This is a genomic window from Streptomyces roseirectus (genome assembly GCF_014489635.1).
Taxonomy (GTDB): Bacteria; Actinomycetota; Actinomycetes; order Streptomycetales; family Streptomycetaceae; genus Streptomyces; species Streptomyces roseirectus.
Map to the genome: position 1 here is coordinate 2,116,523 of NZ_CP060828.1, position 16,296 is coordinate 2,132,818.

General features: G+C 73.3%; 14 protein-coding genes. 3 read left to right on the forward strand and 11 right to left on the reverse strand.

The features are described 5' to 3' along the window. Position 1: 1 nt before the first annotated feature. Both IAG44_RS08680 and IAG44_RS08685 read right to left on the reverse strand, forming a co-directional pair. Positions 2-400 (reverse strand): SSI family serine proteinase inhibitor, encoded by a 399-nt coding sequence (locus tag IAG44_RS08680; RefSeq protein WP_187746548.1) that lies wholly within the window; start codon positions 398-400, stop codon positions 2-4. 97 nt (positions 401-497) lie between these two features. Continuing rightward, entirely contained in the window at positions 498-1,049 is a 552-nt protein-coding gene (locus IAG44_RS08685; protein WP_187746549.1) for an FHA domain-containing protein, read from the reverse strand. A gap of 150 nt (positions 1,050-1,199) precedes the next feature. Here IAG44_RS08685 and treZ point away from each other — a divergent pair, with 150 nt between their 5' ends. Beyond that, positions 1,200-2,945 carry a malto-oligosyltrehalose trehalohydrolase gene (gene treZ, locus IAG44_RS08690; RefSeq protein ID WP_187746550.1) on the forward strand — a complete coding sequence of 582 codons (1,746 nt, stop codon included), beginning with the start codon at positions 1,200-1,202 and terminating at the stop codon, positions 2,943-2,945. A 365-nt stretch (positions 2,946-3,310) separates the two neighbouring features. On the opposite strand, the gene IAG44_RS08695 is transcribed toward treZ, so the two are convergent. The 4 genes from IAG44_RS08695 to IAG44_RS08710 all read right to left on the reverse strand — a co-directional run bounded on the left by IAG44_RS08695 (position 3,311) and on the right by IAG44_RS08710 (position 7,150). Further along, positions 3,311-4,231, reverse strand: a complete 921-nt coding sequence (locus tag IAG44_RS08695) for an aminoglycoside phosphotransferase family protein (protein ID WP_187746551.1) — start codon at positions 4,229-4,231, stop codon at positions 3,311-3,313. A gap of 46 nt (positions 4,232-4,277) precedes the next feature. Beyond that, on the reverse strand, positions 4,278-5,399 hold the full coding sequence (locus IAG44_RS08700) for an aminopeptidase P family protein (RefSeq protein WP_187746552.1): 1,122 nt from the start codon (positions 5,397-5,399) through the stop codon (positions 4,278-4,280). Positions 5,400-5,582: 183 nt separating this feature from the next. Beyond that, the gene (locus IAG44_RS08705; protein ID WP_246561587.1) at positions 5,583-6,176 is read right to left on the reverse strand and encodes a PDZ domain-containing protein; all 594 of its coding nucleotides are present in this window, start codon (positions 6,174-6,176) and stop codon (positions 5,583-5,585) included. Between the two features lie 113 nt (positions 6,177-6,289). Continuing rightward, positions 6,290-7,150 (reverse strand): LysR family transcriptional regulator, encoded by an 861-nt coding sequence (locus tag IAG44_RS08710; RefSeq protein ID WP_187746553.1) that lies wholly within the window; start codon positions 7,148-7,150, stop codon positions 6,290-6,292. 87 nt (positions 7,151-7,237) lie between these two features. On the opposite strand from IAG44_RS08710, the gene IAG44_RS08715 reads away from it, so the two are divergent. Next, entirely contained in the window at positions 7,238-7,960 is a 723-nt protein-coding gene (locus tag IAG44_RS08715; protein ID WP_187746554.1) for a CTP synthase C-terminal region-related (seleno)protein, read from the forward strand. On the opposite strand, the gene phsA is transcribed toward IAG44_RS08715, so the two are convergent. Next, a complete protein-coding gene (gene phsA, locus IAG44_RS08720; RefSeq protein ID WP_187746555.1) occupies positions 7,948-9,816 on the reverse strand; it encodes an O-aminophenol oxidase PhsA in 1,869 nt (622 codons plus the stop codon). The genes IAG44_RS08715 and phsA overlap by 13 nt on opposite strands. A 103-nt stretch (positions 9,817-9,919) precedes the next feature. Then, positions 9,920-12,094, reverse strand: coding sequence for a germacradienol/geosmin synthase Cyc2 (gene cyc2 / locus IAG44_RS08725; RefSeq protein WP_187746556.1), 2,175 nt, complete (start codon positions 12,092-12,094; stop codon positions 9,920-9,922). A gap of 169 nt (positions 12,095-12,263) precedes the next feature. On the opposite strand from cyc2, the gene IAG44_RS08730 reads away from it, so the two are divergent. Continuing rightward, positions 12,264-13,061, forward strand: a complete 798-nt coding sequence (locus IAG44_RS08730; RefSeq protein WP_187746557.1) for an alpha/beta fold hydrolase — start codon at positions 12,264-12,266, stop codon at positions 13,059-13,061. 31 nt (positions 13,062-13,092) lie between these two features. Here the strand turns inward: IAG44_RS08730 and IAG44_RS08735 are convergent, their stop codons facing one another. The 3 genes from IAG44_RS08735 to IAG44_RS08745 all read right to left on the reverse strand — a co-directional run bounded on the left by IAG44_RS08735 (position 13,093) and on the right by IAG44_RS08745 (position 16,170). After that, positions 13,093-14,268, reverse strand: a complete 1,176-nt coding sequence (locus IAG44_RS08735) for a damage-control phosphatase ARMT1 family protein (RefSeq protein WP_187746558.1) — start codon at positions 14,266-14,268, stop codon at positions 13,093-13,095. Between the two features lie 243 nt (positions 14,269-14,511). Next, positions 14,512-15,168, reverse strand: a complete 657-nt coding sequence (locus tag IAG44_RS08740; RefSeq protein ID WP_187746559.1) for a ScbR family autoregulator-binding transcription factor — start codon at positions 15,166-15,168, stop codon at positions 14,512-14,514. Between the two features lie 72 nt (positions 15,169-15,240). Continuing rightward, on the reverse strand, positions 15,241-16,170 hold the full coding sequence (locus IAG44_RS08745) for a ScbA/BarX family gamma-butyrolactone biosynthesis protein (protein ID WP_187746560.1): 930 nt from the start codon (positions 16,168-16,170) through the stop codon (positions 15,241-15,243). Between the last annotated feature and the right edge of the window lie 126 nt (positions 16,171-16,296).

The following is a 16,296-nucleotide window of genomic DNA, read 5'->3' on the forward strand; positions in this document are numbered from 1 at the left end:
CTCACTTGTCCAGGGCGAAGACGGCGCCCGTCTCGGCTCCCATCTGGCACGCGTTGCCGAACGTCTTCTCGTACTGGACGGGCCGCCCGTTCCACTGCCCGCGCGCGGCGGCCGTGACAGGGGCGTAGACGTGCGTGCAGTAGATCTCCTGGGGCGGGATGGCCCGGATGTCGCCGTGGGCCGCCCTGAGCTGTCCGCACGCCTCCGCCGCGCGCTTGTGGCCCTGCGGGACGTCGTTGCACAGCAGGAGGGTGCCGCGCATGTCGCTGGAGTGGCCGTCGCCCTCGGTGACGCTGATCTGGAGCCAGTTGCCCGGCAGGGCGGCGCTCTGGGCGGCGCCCGCGGGGGCGGTGAGGGTCGTGAGGAACAGGGCGGCGGCGAGAACGAGGAAACGTGTCATGGGGTGTGCATCGGCACGCGCGCCCGCCGTCCGCACCCCGACTCACCCGAACGTGCGTCGAACCCCCGTCCGCCGCCGATCCGCCGCCCGTCCGCCGTCAGTCCGCCGCGAGCCTGAACTCCATCCGCCCGAAGGAGATCTGATCGCCCTCCCGGACGATCGCCGCGCCGATGACCCGGCGGCCGTTGACGGTGGTCCCGTTGGTGGAGCCGAGGTCACGCAGGACCCACAGGCCGCCCTGGAGGCTCAGTTCGGCGTGCACCCGGGAGACGGTCTCGTGGTTGAGGCGCAGCCCGTTGGCGGGGTCGCGGCCGATCCGCAGCGGGTGTCCCGCGCCGGGGTGGGGCAGCAGGAGCTTGGGCAGCCGCTCCGCGCGCCAGGCGTTGCGCAGCCGCACACCGAACCCGGAGACCGCCTCGACGGTGCCGAACACCAGGCGCGACAGCCGCTTCTCGCGGGGCAGGTCGGCGGTGAGGGCGGCGAGTTCGTCGGAGCGCCGCGCGGCGAGCGCCAGTTCCATGCGCCGGATGAACGTGTCGTGCGACAGGCGGCCCATGGCGACGCCGTCCCGCAGCACCTTCAGCGCCTTGTCGCGCTCCACGTCGGAGAGCCGCGCGGGGTACGTGTTGAACTCGAAGGACGACGTCACGCAGGTGATTGTCTTTCAGCGGCCCCCGGGTGTCCAGAAAACCGGAGAACGAGCGCCCCACGCGCGGGGACCGCGCGGCGGAACGCCCCCTCGGCGCGACGGCCCCTCATGACGCACGATGGACGGGCCGCCGACGAAGGGGAACCGTCCGTGCAGTTCGACGTGTGGGCACCGCAGGCCACCAGGGTGACGCTCCACTGCGACGGCGCCACGCGCGCGTTGGCGCGCGATCCGGAGCGCCCGGACTGGTGGACCGGCGAGACGGAGGCGTCCGACGGCTCCCGGTACGGCTTCGCGGTGGACGACGGTCCCGTGCTGCCCGACCCGCGCTCGCGCCGCCAGCCGGACGGGCCCGACGGGCTCAGCGCGGTCGTCGACCAGGGCGCGTACGCGTGGCGCGTGGAGTGGTCCGGACGTCCGCTCCAGGGGGCCGTCCTGTACGAGCTGCACGTCGGCACGTACACGCCGGAGGGCACCCTGGACGCCGCCGCGGACCGGCTGGGCCATCTCGCCGCCCTGGGGGTCACCCACGTCGAGCTGATGCCCCTGTGCCCGTTCCCCGGCACGCACGGCTGGGGCTACGAGGGCGTGTCCCTGTGGGCCGTCCACGAGCCGTACGGCGGTCCGGCGGCGCTGAAGCGGTTCGTGGACCGCGCGCACGCGCTGGGGCTCGGCGTCGTCCTGGACGTCGTGCACAACCACCTGGGGCCGTCGGGGAATCATCTGCCCGCGTTCGGGCCGTACTTCACGGACACCCACCACACGCCGTGGGGGGCCGCCGTCAACCTGGACGCGGCCGGCTCCGACGAGGTGCGGGCGTTCCTGCTGGGCAGCGCGCTCGCGTGGCTGGAGGACTTCCGGCTGGACGGGCTGCGGCTCGACGCGGTGCACGCGCTGCGGGACACACGCGCGTACCCGTTCCTCGAAGAGCTGTCGCGGGCCGTGGACCGGCTCGCCGCCGAGACGGGGCGTCCGCTGTTCCTGATCGCCGAGTCCGATCTGAACGACCCCCGGGTGATCGCCCCGCGCGAGCGGCACGGGCTCGGGCTGCACGGCCAGTGGAACGACGACTTCCACCACGCCCTGCACACCGCGCTGACCGGCGAGTCCCAGGGCTACTACGCCGACTTCGCGCGCGCTCCCCTGGCGGCGCTGGCCAAGACCCTGGAGGGCGGTTTCTTCCACGACGGGACGTACTCGGCGTTCCGCGGGCGCCGGCACGGCCGTCCCCTGGACCGCTCCCGGGTCGCCGCCCACCGGCTCCTCGGCTACAGCCAGACCCACGACCAGATCGGCAACCGCGCGCAGGGCGACCGGCTCGCCGCGTCCCTCCCGCCCGGTCTGCTGGCGTGCGCGGCGGCGCTGACGCTCGCGGGGCCGTTCACGCCGATGCTGTTCATGGGCGAGGAGTGGGCCGCCTCGACGCCCTGGCAGTTCTTCACCGACCACACCGACCCCCAGCTCGCGGACGCCGTACGGCGGGGCAGGCGGCGGGAGTTCGCGGCGCACGGCTGGGCCGAGGAGGACGTCCCCGACCCCCAGGACCCGGCCACGCGCGCCCGCTCCTGCCTGGACTGGTCCGAGCCCGAACGCGAGCCCCACGCGCGCGTACTCGCCTGGTACCGCGCCCTGATCACCCTGCGCCACTCCCACCCCGACCTCACCGACCCCGACCTCACCGACGTCCACGCCACCTTCGAGGAACCCTCCCGCTGGCTCGCCCTCCGCCGCGGCGACCTCCGCCTGGCGGTCAACCTCGCCCCCACCCCGGCCGACATCCCCCTGGGCCCCCGCCCCGCCCGCGTACTGGCCTCCTGGGACCCCGTCGAACCGCCGGGCCCCGACGGCCTGCTCCGACTCCCGGGAGAGTCCTGCGCGGTGCTGGAACAGGACTGAGGGTCGGGACTGAGACAGAGGCCGGGACGGGGCACGGCAGGGGCCGGGGACGGGGCACGGCAGGGGCCGGGGACGGGGCACGGCAGGGGCCGGGGCGCGTACGGGTCGAGGCCAGGGCATCCCGGCCGCTCCGGTCCGCTCGCCTGGCCGCTCCGATCCGCTCCCCCGGCTGCTCCGGCCCACTTCCCCAGCCGCACGGGCGGGACGATGGCCGCCGAACACGCGCGGACACGGCCGGACGGGCGCGAACACGAACACGATCAGCCCCCCCCTGCTCGCCACCGCCCGCCCCCGGCCTTCGACGCCGCACGCCCCACGCCCACCCGGCCCCACCACCCGACCCCGGCCGACACCCCCGCCCCGCCCTACTCCTCGTCCTCCCGCAGCTCCGTCACCCGCTCCAGCAGGATCGCCTCCCACGCGCGCTTGAGCCTCACGCGCGGCAGTGCCGAGCGGGCCGGTGGGCCGGTGAGGCGGTCGGCGAGGTGGACGACCGCGTCGCAGCGGGCGAGCCAGAGGCCGCGCAGGCAGGGGCGGGGGCCATAGCCGGCGAGGGTGGCGGCGCGGACGGCCGCGCCGGCGCCCACGGCGAGGGCGAGCCCGGCGATGTCCTCGGCGGGGTCGCCGAGGACGGCGTCGGTCCAGTCGAGGACACCGCGCACGCGCCCGTCGGCGCTCACGATCAGGTGCTCGCCGCGCAGCCGGTGGTGGACGAGGACGGCGGAGGCGGGCTGCGAGGCGAGCTGGGCGGCCCCGGCCTGGGTGAGCTGGCCGAGCCGCGCGGCGTCGAACTCGTCGGCGCCGGCGAGGCGTTGCGCCGCCTGGACGGCCATCCGGCGCAGCGCCTCCAGGGAGCGCGGGGCGGCGCGCGGCACCCCCAGCGACTCGGCCTGCCGCGCGGTCACCTCGCGCAGCCCGCCGAGCAGCCCCGCGAGGTCGGCCTCGCCGACGGCCGACACGTCGTGCTCCTCGGCGGTGCCACCGGGCACCAGCGTGTCCAGGGTGTAGGTCAGGCCCGGCGCCCACTCGCCGTGCGCGACGCTGACCGGCACGGCGACCGGCACGTGCGGCCGGACGGCGTCCCGCAGCCGCAGCTCGCGGCGCTGGCGCGCGGCGGCGTCCCGGTCGGGGGCCAGGCGCAGCACGTGGCGGGCGCCGACCCACCACGTGGAGTGCCCCTCACCCTCGGTGACGGGGCGGACGCCGGGGTCCTGGGCGCCGTTCTTGAGGAGGGTGCGGGCCAGCCGGCGGACGGTGTCCGCGGTGGGGGTGGGTGCCTGGGTCATCGTCGCGCCGTCGCAGGTCGGTGAGGGGGTGAGGGGGCCGCGGGACTCAGCGCACTATGACCATCTCGCGGGTGGTGCGGTTGAGCCTGCGCCCGCCGTCCTCGGTGACCGTGACGATGTCCTCGATGCGCACCCCGAACCGGCCGGGCAGGTAGATGCCGGGTTCCACGGAGAAGCACATGCCGGGCACGAGGGCCTGCTGTTCGCCCTCGATCATGTACGGGGGTTCGTGGGTGGTGACGCCGATGCCGTGGCCCGTGCGGTGGATGAACCGCTCGCCGTACCCGGCGTCGGCGATGACCGCGCGGGCGGCCCGGTCGACGTCCTGGCAGGCGGCGCCGGGGCGCACCGCGCGGAAGCCCGCCTCCTGGGCCTCGCGCACGATGTCGTGGACCCGGCGCTCCTCCTCGGTGGGTTCGCCGACGTGGACCGTGCGGGTGGTGTCGGAGCCGTAGCCGTCCTTGAGGCCGCCGAAGTCGAGGACGACCATGTCGCCGTCCTCGATGACCCGTTCTCCCATCTCGTGGTGCGGGTTGGCGCCGTTGGGGCCCGAGCCGACGATGGTGAAGTCGACTTGCTGGTGGCCGTGTTCGCGCAGCAGGCGGGCGAGGTCGGCGCCCACCTCGGACTCGCGGCGTCCGGCGAAGCGCACGGCGCGGATCTCCTCGAACGCCGCGTCGGCGGCGGCGCCCGCGGCGGCCATCAGCTCCAGTTCGGCCGCGTCCTTGACGGCGCGCAGCATCGGCAGCGCCTCGGTGAGCGCGGCGTACGCGGTGGCGGGCAGGGCCTTCTGGAGGGCCAGCAGGTGCAGCGACCAGGTGTTGTCGCTGACGCCGAAGCGCCCGCGCGGGTCGAGGAGGGCGGCGGTCGCGGCGTACGGGTCCTTGCCGTCGGTCCAGTCCCGCAGGGTCAGCGCGGGCGCGCCGGCCGCCTTCTCGGCGTCGGGCGCCTCCAGCGCGGGGACGACGAGGACGGGGTCGTCACCGGGCGTCAGGACCAGCAGGGTCAGCCGCTCGGTCTCGGCGGTCGGGGCGTATCCGGTGAGCCACACCATGTCGGGGCCCGGTGCGACGAGGAGGCCCGCGAGTCCCGCCTCGGCCGCTGTGCGCGCGGCGCGTTCCATGCGGGCTCGGTAGTCCTCGGCGGTGAAGGGTGCGGTGGCGGTCATGCGGGCCTCCGGGCGGGTCACGGGCTACGGGCAGCATCCTGCCCGTGCGGCGGGGGCCGCGCGAGCCGGTCGCCGCGCGCCACACCGGGTGCGGCGTGCGGTTCTCCCCCATCGTCGCGCATCGGCCGGACCGGCCACGGAAGTTTTCCACAGCCCTCCACCATTAATCCGATGATCATCACCTCACAGCACGACCCCCGGAACGACCGTCAACTGCTGGTACCCCCCGCCCCGGTGCAGCACCGTCACCCTGACCTCCTCGCCCGGCTCGGCCTTCGCCAGCGCGCGCACGAGGTCGGCGGCCGAGTCGACGCGGGCGCCGCCGAACGTCAGCAGGACGTCACCGCGCACCAGCCCGGCCGTGTACCCGGGTCCGGGGACGTGGACGGCGACGATCGCGGCCCCCGCCTTGTCCGCGTCCACGGCCTCCAGCCCGAGGGACGCCCGCGCGGGCGCCGGCGAGGGGGCGGGGGCGGACGGGGACGGCGTCACCGGTCCCGGCAAAGCCGTCCCGGGCGCGGTCTTCGTCCCCGCGCGTGCCGCCTGTTTCTGCATCTCCGCCAGCTTGCTCATGCCGATGACGGCCGCCCCGACGGTGCCGAGTCCGACGCCGGCCAGGACGAGCACCGTCGCGACGAAGCACCCGAGCACCAGGGTCGTGATCCGGCGCCCCCGCCGCCGCGCGGCATGCGGTCGCCGTGCCGCCGCGCCCCGCTCACCTCCCCCGGGTTCCCGTCCTGGCATCGGCTTGGGCCGCAACGCGGTCTGCTGTTCCATGGGGATCGCCTCCGGCAGATGCTCTACCCGGCGCACCCGCGCGCGACGTGCCACGAACGAGTGAGACTGACCTCCGGTCAACAGAGGTAGCGACGGCCGCGCCCCCTCGCCCCTCACCCCAGCGCCCCCACCAGCGCCTCCCCCGCCCCCGACAACACCCCCGCGAACACACACTCGACCCGATGCACCACCCACGGCTCCACCAGCGCGACGACACACGTCCCCACCCCCATCCGCGCCCCCACCGACCACGGCAGCAACGCCAGCCCGTGCCCCGCCGCCACCAACCCCGCCAACGTCCGGACATCCGTCCCTTCGTACCGCAGCGCGGCGCGAAACCCCTGCCCTCCCTCGGCCGCCCGCACCTGCGGCAGGGGCAGCGCCGTGTCGGGAGCGTCGATCCAGCGGGCGTCCACGAGGTCGGCGAGGCGCAGCCCGTCGCGGCCGGCCAGCGGATGGGAGGCGGGCAGCAGCACGCCCACCGGCTCCTCGGAGACCCGTCGCGTCGTCAGCGGCGCCACATCGGGCAGCCGCAGCGGATCGCTGGGCGCCGCGAGCCCGTCCACGAGGCCGACGTCGGCGCCGCCGGTGGCGACGGCCGCGGGAACGTCCTCGCGCGCGAGGACGCGCACGGTGACGCCGACGGACGGCAGCGCGGCCGGCACGCGCGCGTGGAGCGCGGTCGGAGAGGCGGCGAGGGTCAGCCCGTGCGGGGGCGCGGCGGCGATGCGGGCGACGTCCGCGCGGGCCGCGTCGAGCCGCAGGAGGAGGGGCGCGGCGTGTTCCAGGAGGCGGTCCCCGGCGGCCGTGGGGGCGACGGGGCGGCGGGTGAGGAGCGCCGCCCCGAGGTCCTGTTCGAGGGAGGCGATGTGCTGCGAGACGGCGGACTGGGTGTAGCCGAGTTCGCGGGCGGCGGCGGAGAAGGAGGCGAGGCGGGCGACGGCGACGAAGGTGCGCAGGAGGTGCGGGTCCATGCCCGCCAGGGTGCATCAGCTTCGCTGATCGAGAGTGCAGGAATCATCGTTGGACGTGAACTCGGGACGCCTTCGAGGATGGGCGGCATGACAACAGCACGGATCGCCCTGGTCGGGGACCGCTCCCCGCACGTCGTCTCGCACACGCGCATCCCGCCCCTGCTGGAAGCGCTCGCCGTCCGGGACGGTCTGGTCCTGGACGCCTACTGGATCCCCACCGAGGACGCGGCGCGGGAGGGTGCCGTGGCCGGGTTCGACGCGGTGTGGGTGGTGCCGGGGAGCCCGTACCGCAGCGAGGAGGGCGCGGTCGCGGCGATCCGGCACGCACGCGTGCACGGCGTGCCGTTCCTCGGCACGTGCGCCGGTTTCCAGCACGCGCTGCTGGAGTTCGCGCGCGGCGTGTGCGGCCTCCCTCACGCGGCGCACGCCGAGAACGACCCCGGCGCGCCGGACCCGCTGATCGCGCCGCTGGCCTGTTCCCTCGCCGGCCACGAGGCCGTCGTCGACGTCGTGCCGGGGACGCTCGCCGAGGCCGTCATCGGCTCGGAGCGGACGGTCGAGCGGTACTTCTGCGCGTACGGTCCCTCGGGGCACCTGGACACGCTCCAGGCGCACGGGATGCGTTTCTCCGGGCACGACGAGGAGGGCGCTCCCCGGATCGCCGAACTCCCCGGCCACCCCTTCTTCCTCGCGACGCTGTTCCAGCCGGAGCTGGCCGGCGACGGCTCGCACCCGCACCCGGTGGTCAGGGCGCTGGCGCGGGCCGCCGTGGAGCATGCCGTACGCGCGCGTGGGGCTCAGCCGGTGTGACCTTCATGGCCGCCGTGCCCGCCGCCGTGGTCGAACTTCAGCGCCTCCGGGGGCAGGACGACGAAGGGCCGCATCATGCCCATGTCCTCGTGCTCCAGGAGGTGGCAGTGGTACATGAAGCGCCCGTAGGCGCCGTCGAACTCGCCCATGACCCGCAGGCCCTGGCCGCCGAGGGCGCGGAAGACGTCCTTGTAGCCCTGCTCGTTGGCCGGGATCGGCACGACGTCCGGCTTGAGGGTGATCGGGGTGGCGGTGCCGCCGGCGTCGGGCCTGAAGCCCGTCACGTCGTAGACGTCGCGGCCCATGACCTGGAAGTCGGCGAGGTGGATGTGCATGGGGTGGGTGATCCCGGAGAGGTTGAGGAAGGTCCACTGCTCGTGGGAGCCCTCGGCGACGGTGAAGCCCAGGCCGTCGTTGAAGGTGCGTGAGATGCGCCGGTAGGTCTTCGGGACGCCGTCGGCGCCCGCGATCTGGATGATGCCGTCGGCCGGGAACTGGATGCCGTCGGCGTTCTCCAGGTGCGCCATCTCCCAGATCTCCGGGTGTCCGCCGCCGCCCTTGGTGTTCGGCGGGGTGAGGACGACCATCCGATGCTCGTGCGGTGTGTCGTGGCTGATGCGGCGGAAGGAGCCGGACAGCACCTCGGGGAGTTCGAAGGCGTCCGGTTCGCACACCTCGCCGACGCGGAACTGCATGACGTCCGGGTAGCGCACGTCGCCCGCCTGGTCAGGGACGCCGGGCGCCTGGTTCGGGCCCTTGTTGACGAGCCGCAGAGTGCGGCCTTCGAGCCCCCGGAAGTCGAAGAGCAGGTCGAAGCGCTCGGCCGGTGCCGCGATCAGCGTGGGCATGGCCGCGTCGAAGTCGATCGGCACCGGGCGCGGCAGGAGGCCGCCGTCGCTGCCGATCTGGTGGACGACGGCGGGGACGGGCAGGTCGTCCTCGTCGAGCAGGACGAGGTTGTAGGTGCGCGCGTTGGACGCGTTGACCAGCCGGAAGCGGTACCAGCCCGCCTCGACGTCGGCGTAGGGCCAGATGCGGCCGTTGACGGTGGTGTACGGGCCGGTGAACGGGATGGAGACGGGCTTGCCGGTCTCGGGGCTGTCGCCGACGATCACCGTCTTGTGCAGCAGGCGGCCGTTCAGCCTGCCGTCCTCGTCGGTGTCGAGGTTGCGGTCGGCGAGCAGCAGGGGGATCTCGCGGGCGCCGGAGGGGAGCCCGAGGGCGTCCTCCTCGTCGTCCCGGACGAGGTACGTGCCGTACAGGCCCGTCATCACGTTCCACCGGGTGATGTTCATGGCGTGGTCGTGGTACCACCACTGGACGGCCTGGTGGTCGTTCGGGTACTCGGCGAGCTGGGCGTCGCCGAAGCCGACCGCGTTGTCGGCCCAGCCGTCGTTGCCGCCGCCCGTCTGGGCGCCGTGCAGGTGGGTCACCGACCAGGCGGGCAGGGCGGCGACGTCCTTGTTGGGCTCGACGCCCTCGCGGCCCGGTTCGGTCGTCGCGCCGAGGCGCCTGACCTCGACGGACGTCACCGGGTACTCGCTCCCCTCGGGGATGCGGTTGGTCCAGGCGATGCGGACGCGCTGGCCCCTGCGCACCTCGACGGTCGGGCCCGGCACCCGGCCGTCGTAGCCCCACATGAGGGTGGGCGGCAGTTGCGGGTGCAGGCGCACCCAGGTCGGGCGCAGGGCGATCTCGGTCTCCTGCGTGACGTCCCCCTGCGCGGGGCGCAGGACCGGCGGGACGGTGAGCGGCGCGGCGTACGGCGTGAGTTCCTGGGCCGCCGCGGCTTCCGCGCCGCTCTCCGCAATCTCGGTGATCTCGTTCTCGGTGCTCTTCTCGACGGTGTCGGTCATGTCGCACTACCCCCGTAGTGGTCGCGTCGGGTGTTCCCCTCACCACAGAAGACTCCGGACGCCCCTCCATGGTTCAGCGAATGTCCCATTCCGCAAGAAAAAGTTATGAAAACACCGGTTTCACCTGGCCGAAGGCAGCCGGCGCCCGGTCCGGGAGGAACCCGTGCGCGCGCGAGGCGAGGTACGGCGCCTTGTAGCGGTCGACCTCGCGGTGCCAGTTGAGGACGCCGGCCATCCAGTGGCGCAGGTCCGCGACGTAGGTGTCCATCGCCGCGCGGGCGTCGGCGTCGAGCGCGAAGTCGTCGTACAGGACCGGCAGTTCATGGGCGACGACGTGCTCGAACTGCTCCATGCGCTGGTTGATCAGGTCGGCGACGATCCGCACGCCCGTGGGGTAGTCGCAGCCGAAGAAGTTCTGGACGACGAGGATCGCGTTGTGCAGCTCGCCCTCGTACTCGATCTCCTTCTGGTACGAGAAGACGTCGTTCAGGAGGGCCCCGTAGTCGATGGCGGAGTTCTCCAGCGAGCGGACCGGGCCGCTGGCGTAGATCTCGGGCGGGATGCCGGGGCCGAGACCGAGGCGGCACATGCTCAGGGTGAGGTCGGAGCCGAAGGTGGCGCGGCGCATCTCCAGGTAGTCGACGGGGTCCGGGATCCGGTTCTGGAGCTGGTTGGACAGCTCCCACAGCCAGCTCTCGGTCATCTTGTCGACGCACCCCTTGAAGGCGCGGCGCTCGCCGGGCGTCATGTCGGCCGTGGTGCGCGCCCACAGGTCGACCAGCCCCCGCTCCAGGCCGCTCGCCGGCGTCAGGGCCGCCGTCGCGCTCTCGACGGGCATGCAGTCCGACAGGCGCGCGGTCGTCAGGCGCGCGCCCGCGAAGTCGCCGCGCTTGCCGAACACCAGGGGGTAGTAGTCGTCGGCGTAGGTGCCCCAGGCGAGCCACTGCGAGCTGAGGTCGAGCTGCTGCGCGTCCGCGTCCGGGTCGATGCCCGCCGAGCACAGCGGGAGGTCGGCGACGCGCAGCTTGTCCTCGTCCCAGACGCCCTCCTCCAGCATCCCCATGCGGTGCATCCAGGGGACGATCCGCTCGCGCGCGCCCTCCAGGTGCGGGCTCAGCTCCACCTCGTAGGGCATCCGCAGCTCGGGCAGCAGGGACGGGCCGACCTTCTGGTACGGCACGTGCGTGTACGCGCGAAGACGCTCGGCGGCGGCCGTGGCGAGGAGCGCGCCGATCCCGGCGGCCGACGTGCCGGGCCCGGTCAGCCGCTCCCAGGGGCCCGCCTGGTGGGCGCCCTTGTTCATGTACCGGCTGGAGCGCATGTGCCACTCCTGGCCGCCGGACTGCCAGTCCTGGAGCCCCTTGGTGTACGCGGCGATCGCCGCCGCCTCGTCGGGCCGCAGCCCCTTCTCCAGGGCGAGCGCGGGCACCTCCGTGAACGCGGTGTGCTCGAACTGGTGCAGGCGCGAGGTGAGGATGTCGTTGACGGTGTCGGCGGCCTCCTGCGTGGTGCAGCCGAAGAACGTCTCCAGGACGAGCACGCCGTTGCTGTTCTCGCCCTCGTCCCGCACCTCGCGCTCGTAGGAGAACAGGTCGTTGCGCAGGTGCACGGCGTCCGAGAACGTCTCCATCAGCACGCGCAGGGGCCTGGTCCCCGCGACGGCGGCCGGGACCTCGGCGGTCGCGTACTCGACGAGCCCCGCCGACCAGGGGGCGCCGCCGACCTTGCGGCGCATCTCGATGTACTCGACGGGGTTGGCGATGCGCCCCTCGTCGATGTTGGACAGCTCCCACATCGACTCGTTCAGCAGGTGCTCGGTGGCGACGGCGAACCGGCGCCGCCAGTCCTCGGACATCGCCGGCACGGTCCGCGCCCACAGGTCCGCGAGCCCCGCCTCCACGGGGTTGCGCGGCTCGGGGACGGGCGTCGCCAGGTCGAGCGGCATGAACAGCGGCAGCCGGTCCAGGTGCGCCTTGCCGGCCGCGCGGTCCGGGGTGCGCTTGAACATGTCGAGGAAGTGGTCGTCGAAGAAGAACACCCACACGTACCAGTCGGTGATCAGCGACAGGGCGTCCGCGTCGCAGTCCGGGTGCGTGTACGCGCACAGCAGGCCGTAGTCGTGCGCCTCCAGGTCGGCCTGGTCCCAGATGCCCGACCCCTCCAGCATGCCCATCTCGCGCGCCCACTCCGTCGAGTGCGCGCGCGCCTGTTCGACGTGCGGGTTCAGCCGCGCGGGGTGCGGCATGTAGAAGTGCGGAAGCTCGAACGGCTGAGTCATGGCGGGGCCCTACCCATGGCCCGTCCGGGGCATCCGTTCGGCGGCACATGATCACACCATCGCGTGAATCCGCCCCGAAAAGCTGTACGACAGCCGCGTTCCGGGCATGCGCCCGCCTTCCCGGACGCCCCCTTGCCACCCGGCGCCACCACCCCTCACCGTGACCCGTATGACGACCCCCTTCGCGCTCCCCCACGAGCTGCGCGGCGACGGCGCCCACAAGGTGTTCGCGGTGCACGGCTGGCTCGCCGACCGCACCGCGTACGCGCCCGTACTGCCCGATCTCGACCGGGACACGTTCCAGTACGCACTGGTCGACCTGCGCGGGTACGGCCACGCGCGCGACGCGGACGGCGCGTTCACGACCGCCGAGGCCGCCGCCGACCTCGTGGCGCTCGCCGACCGGCTCGGCTGGGACCGGTTCTCGGTCGTCGGGCACTCCATGGGCGGCGCGATCGGGCAGCGGCTCCTCACGCGCGCGCCGGACCGGCTGCGGCGCCTGGTGGGCGTCTCGCCGGTGCCCGCGTCGGGCCTCGACCTGCCGCCGGAGCAGTGGACGCTGTTCGCGGACGCCGCCCACCGTCCCGAGAACCGGCGCGCGATCCTCGACGTCACGACCGGCGGCCGGCGCCCCGCCGCCTGGCTGGACCGCATGGTCGCCCGCTCCCTCGCCGTCAGCGCCCCCGAGGCGTTCCGCGCCTGGCTCGACTCCTGGGCCCGCGAGGACTTCCACCAGGACGTCCAGGGCTCCCCGGTACCGTCCCTCGCCCTCACCGGCGCCCTCGACCCCGCCCTGTCCGCCGACCTGATGCGGCGGACCTGGCTGGAGTGGTACCCGAACGCCGAGCTGTACGAGTTGGCGTCGGCGGGGCACTACGCGATGGACGAGACGCCGCTGGAGCTGATCGAGGTGTGGGAGAAGTTCCTGAAGGCGGACGACAAGGGCGACGAAACAGACGGCGCCTGATGAGCCGCAGCCTCAGCAGACCGGCGCCCCCTCACACCCCCCGCACCTGAATCAACGCCCGCGTCCCCCCGATCCGCCACCCCTGCCCCTCACTCGCCGTCAACGCCGCCTCCGTCTCCGCCGAAAGCCCCGTGATCACATCGGACTTGAGCGTCCGCAACGCCGCGACCACTCCGGGAAAGTACGCGGTGACGTCCGCGAACGGCGTCGTCGGCGCCCACAGCCGATCCCCCACCAGACGCCGGTAGTTGAGGTCGCCCTTGAACACGGTGACGGACGCTCCGGCGAAGTCGGCGCGCAGGTCGTCCGGCATGTCCGCGTACGGCAGGGGTGACGCCGAGAAGGGGTGCGCCCGGACGACGAGGGTGCCGTCGGACAGCGCCGCCCACAGCCGCCGCCCGAACTCCCCCGCCGCGCCCGGCGCCGCGACAAGCGCGCGGACGGCGTCGAGGACGTCGTCGAACGTCGCGTCGGAGACGTAGTACGGGTAGGGCTTGACGTGCAGCACCGCCCGCTCGATCTGATGTTCCGTCAACAGGTGGGCCAGGAACAGCAGATCGGGCACCAGTTCGCGTCCCGCGTTGTCCGCGACGAGGCACAGGACCGTCGCGTCCTTCAGTGCCGCCCACAACGCGTCGCTGTCGTCGGCGACGAGGCCGCTCACCGCGGCGCGCTCCTCGGCGCCGGCGTCGGAGAGCCGGAAGCCGAGGTCGGCGCGGTTGCCCCAGAGGGAACCGTGCAGCAGCGCCCGCCCCCGCTCCGTGGCGGACCGTTCCGCGAGGTCGTCGAGGGCGGCCAACTCCGCTTCCGTCTCGGCCGATTCGAGTTCGGCGAGCTTCATCGGGCGGAAGGGGTCGACCCCTTGCCAGACGCCGGGCCCGAAGTAGCCGACGGCTTGGAGGAGTTGGCGGTAGAAGTAGCTCTCCGACCAGAGCCAGGGCACGTCGTACCAGGAGGTGCCGAGGTGCCCGTCGAGCCCCCAGGCGCGCCAGCGGTCGAGGTCGTGCGCCTCGTCGGGCAGCGGCTCCAGCGCGCCCCGCGTGCAATTGACGGCCAACTCGTCGAGGGCCCGCCGCACTTCGGCGTCGTAGGGGAACGCCTCGCGGACCTGGCGGATGATCGCGGGGTGCCGTTCGGCGAGGACACCGCGCCGGAACGAGCCGGGTTCGTCTCCGAGGAGCACGGGCGGGACGGGGGTGTGGGGCATGCGGATCACCGTACCGCGCGGATCGGCCCCGTCACCGGCCCTCCGCGCCACGCCCCACACCGCGCGGCGTCCGCGCGAGCCCGCGAGCGCGCCGCACGTTCATCCGTCCCCCGGCGCCCGTGTCGGAAACGCTTCCCCGGACGGTTTCCGGACACGTGTAAACACCGCCCCGCACACCACTCGGCCACTCCCCCGCGCCAAGTCGCGCACGGCACCCCCGACTTGCCCGCCCGGGACGCCCCCTCAGGACACGCAAGCCGCCATGATCTCCCGCTCCAACCGGGACGCGAGGCTCAGATAACGCGGTCTTCGCGGAACCGGCACCAGCCCCCGGATGAGGACGTACCACATCTCCGCCATCCGGCGGGGCAGACGGGTCGTGGTCTCACGGGAGCGGCCGACCACACGGGTGCCGACGAAGAAGCAGACCAAGGAGTGCGCGACGGCGTCGACGTCGACGTCCTGGTGTATGTCGGCCTCGCGGACCGCGCCGGACAGGCCGCGGGTGACCAGCTCAAGCCACTCGGAGAAGGGGTGGCGCAGCGGGGGTTTCACCGCGACGCCGCCGGTCGCGAGTCTCAACCCCGCGCGGGCGATGGGACCTTCGACGGACAGCCGGGTCAGGCCGAAGGTGAGGCGCATCAGCGCTTCGAGGGAGGAATAGCCCCGGTTGTCGATCTCGCCCGCGACGCGTTGCGAAGCCTGGGACTGAAGTTCCATGATCGCGTGGGCAAGGTCCTCCTTGGCCGCGAAGTGGAAGTACAGGGCGCCCTTGGTGACTTGGGCGTGCTCGACGATGTCACTGAGGCTCGTCGATTCGTAACCATGCCGGTCGAACAGATCGGCGGCGGCCGTGATGATCGTCGCGCGGGTCTGTTCGGCGCGTAACTGCCTCGCCATCGACTAGCTCACTCCTGGGCTGGTAAAAGAACGGGTCATGCCGTTTGTTTCTCACCCCCTGTAAACAATAACTCACCCTACGGCGGCGTCGACCCCACACTCGAAGACTGCCGACTCCCGTTGCACGCCGACGACTTGGAGGTGTCCGCCACCGTCGTCGCGAGCCTCGATCCAGACGGGTTCGTCCAGTTCAGCGTACCTGTGGAAGACCGCGTGGTACGCGCTGGGGGGCCGTTTGCCGGGAAGCGCCGAGCGGGCCGCCTGGCGGGCCGCCTCCAGCAGGAGCATCCCGGGGACGTGATCGAGCGGATGGTCGAAGAAAACGGGGTGTGCGGTATTTACCCGTAGCTGCCAACGCCCGCCGGGCGGCGCCGGATCGGGCCCGGCGGGGGCGAGGACGACATCGGCGGGCAGCGCCCGGTCCACACTCTCCGGCGGCACCCCGGGCGGCACGGGCAGCGCGGTGACCGTGCCCGGCGTCCGGCCGCCCCGCAGCCTGCGGTAGACGGCCTCACCGACGCAGGTGAAGGAGACGTCCGCGGTCGCGGCCTGCCCCCCGCGGCACAGCACGCGCGCGGTGTACCGGCAGGCGGTGGGGCGCCCGCTCCTGAACCGGACGTCGGTGAAGGCGAGTTCGACGACCGGCTCGGCCGGCAGCGGCCCCACCTCCAGGTGGTGCGGATCCGTGGCGACGGCGAACTCGTTGAGCACGAACCGCTGTTCCAGCGGGACGCCGTACTCGGTGTGCATGACCAGGGTGCCGGCCTGCCGGACCGTCTCCACCACCAGCAGCGGGTCGTAGGAGCACCAGTCCGGCGACACGTGTAACCCGTGGGCGCGGGGCCACTGGGCGTACACGGTGAAGCGGTCGGTCCCGGTGCGCCGCCAGCCGGTGAGCAGCGTCTCGGAGAGCGCCGCGCGGTGGACGAACTGGCGGGGGACGGTCGCCGTCAGGAACGGGGTGCCGGACGGGGTGTCAGCGGACTGCCGTGGTCGGGTCATCGCATCCTCCCTGCGGCCACCCGTAAGGCCACGGCAGACGGTGAATCGTCCGCACAGTGGACGTTAGAGTACGAGGCGACCGGTTTGGCATCAATGAGATCAGTCGACGGCATCCTATGATCGGGC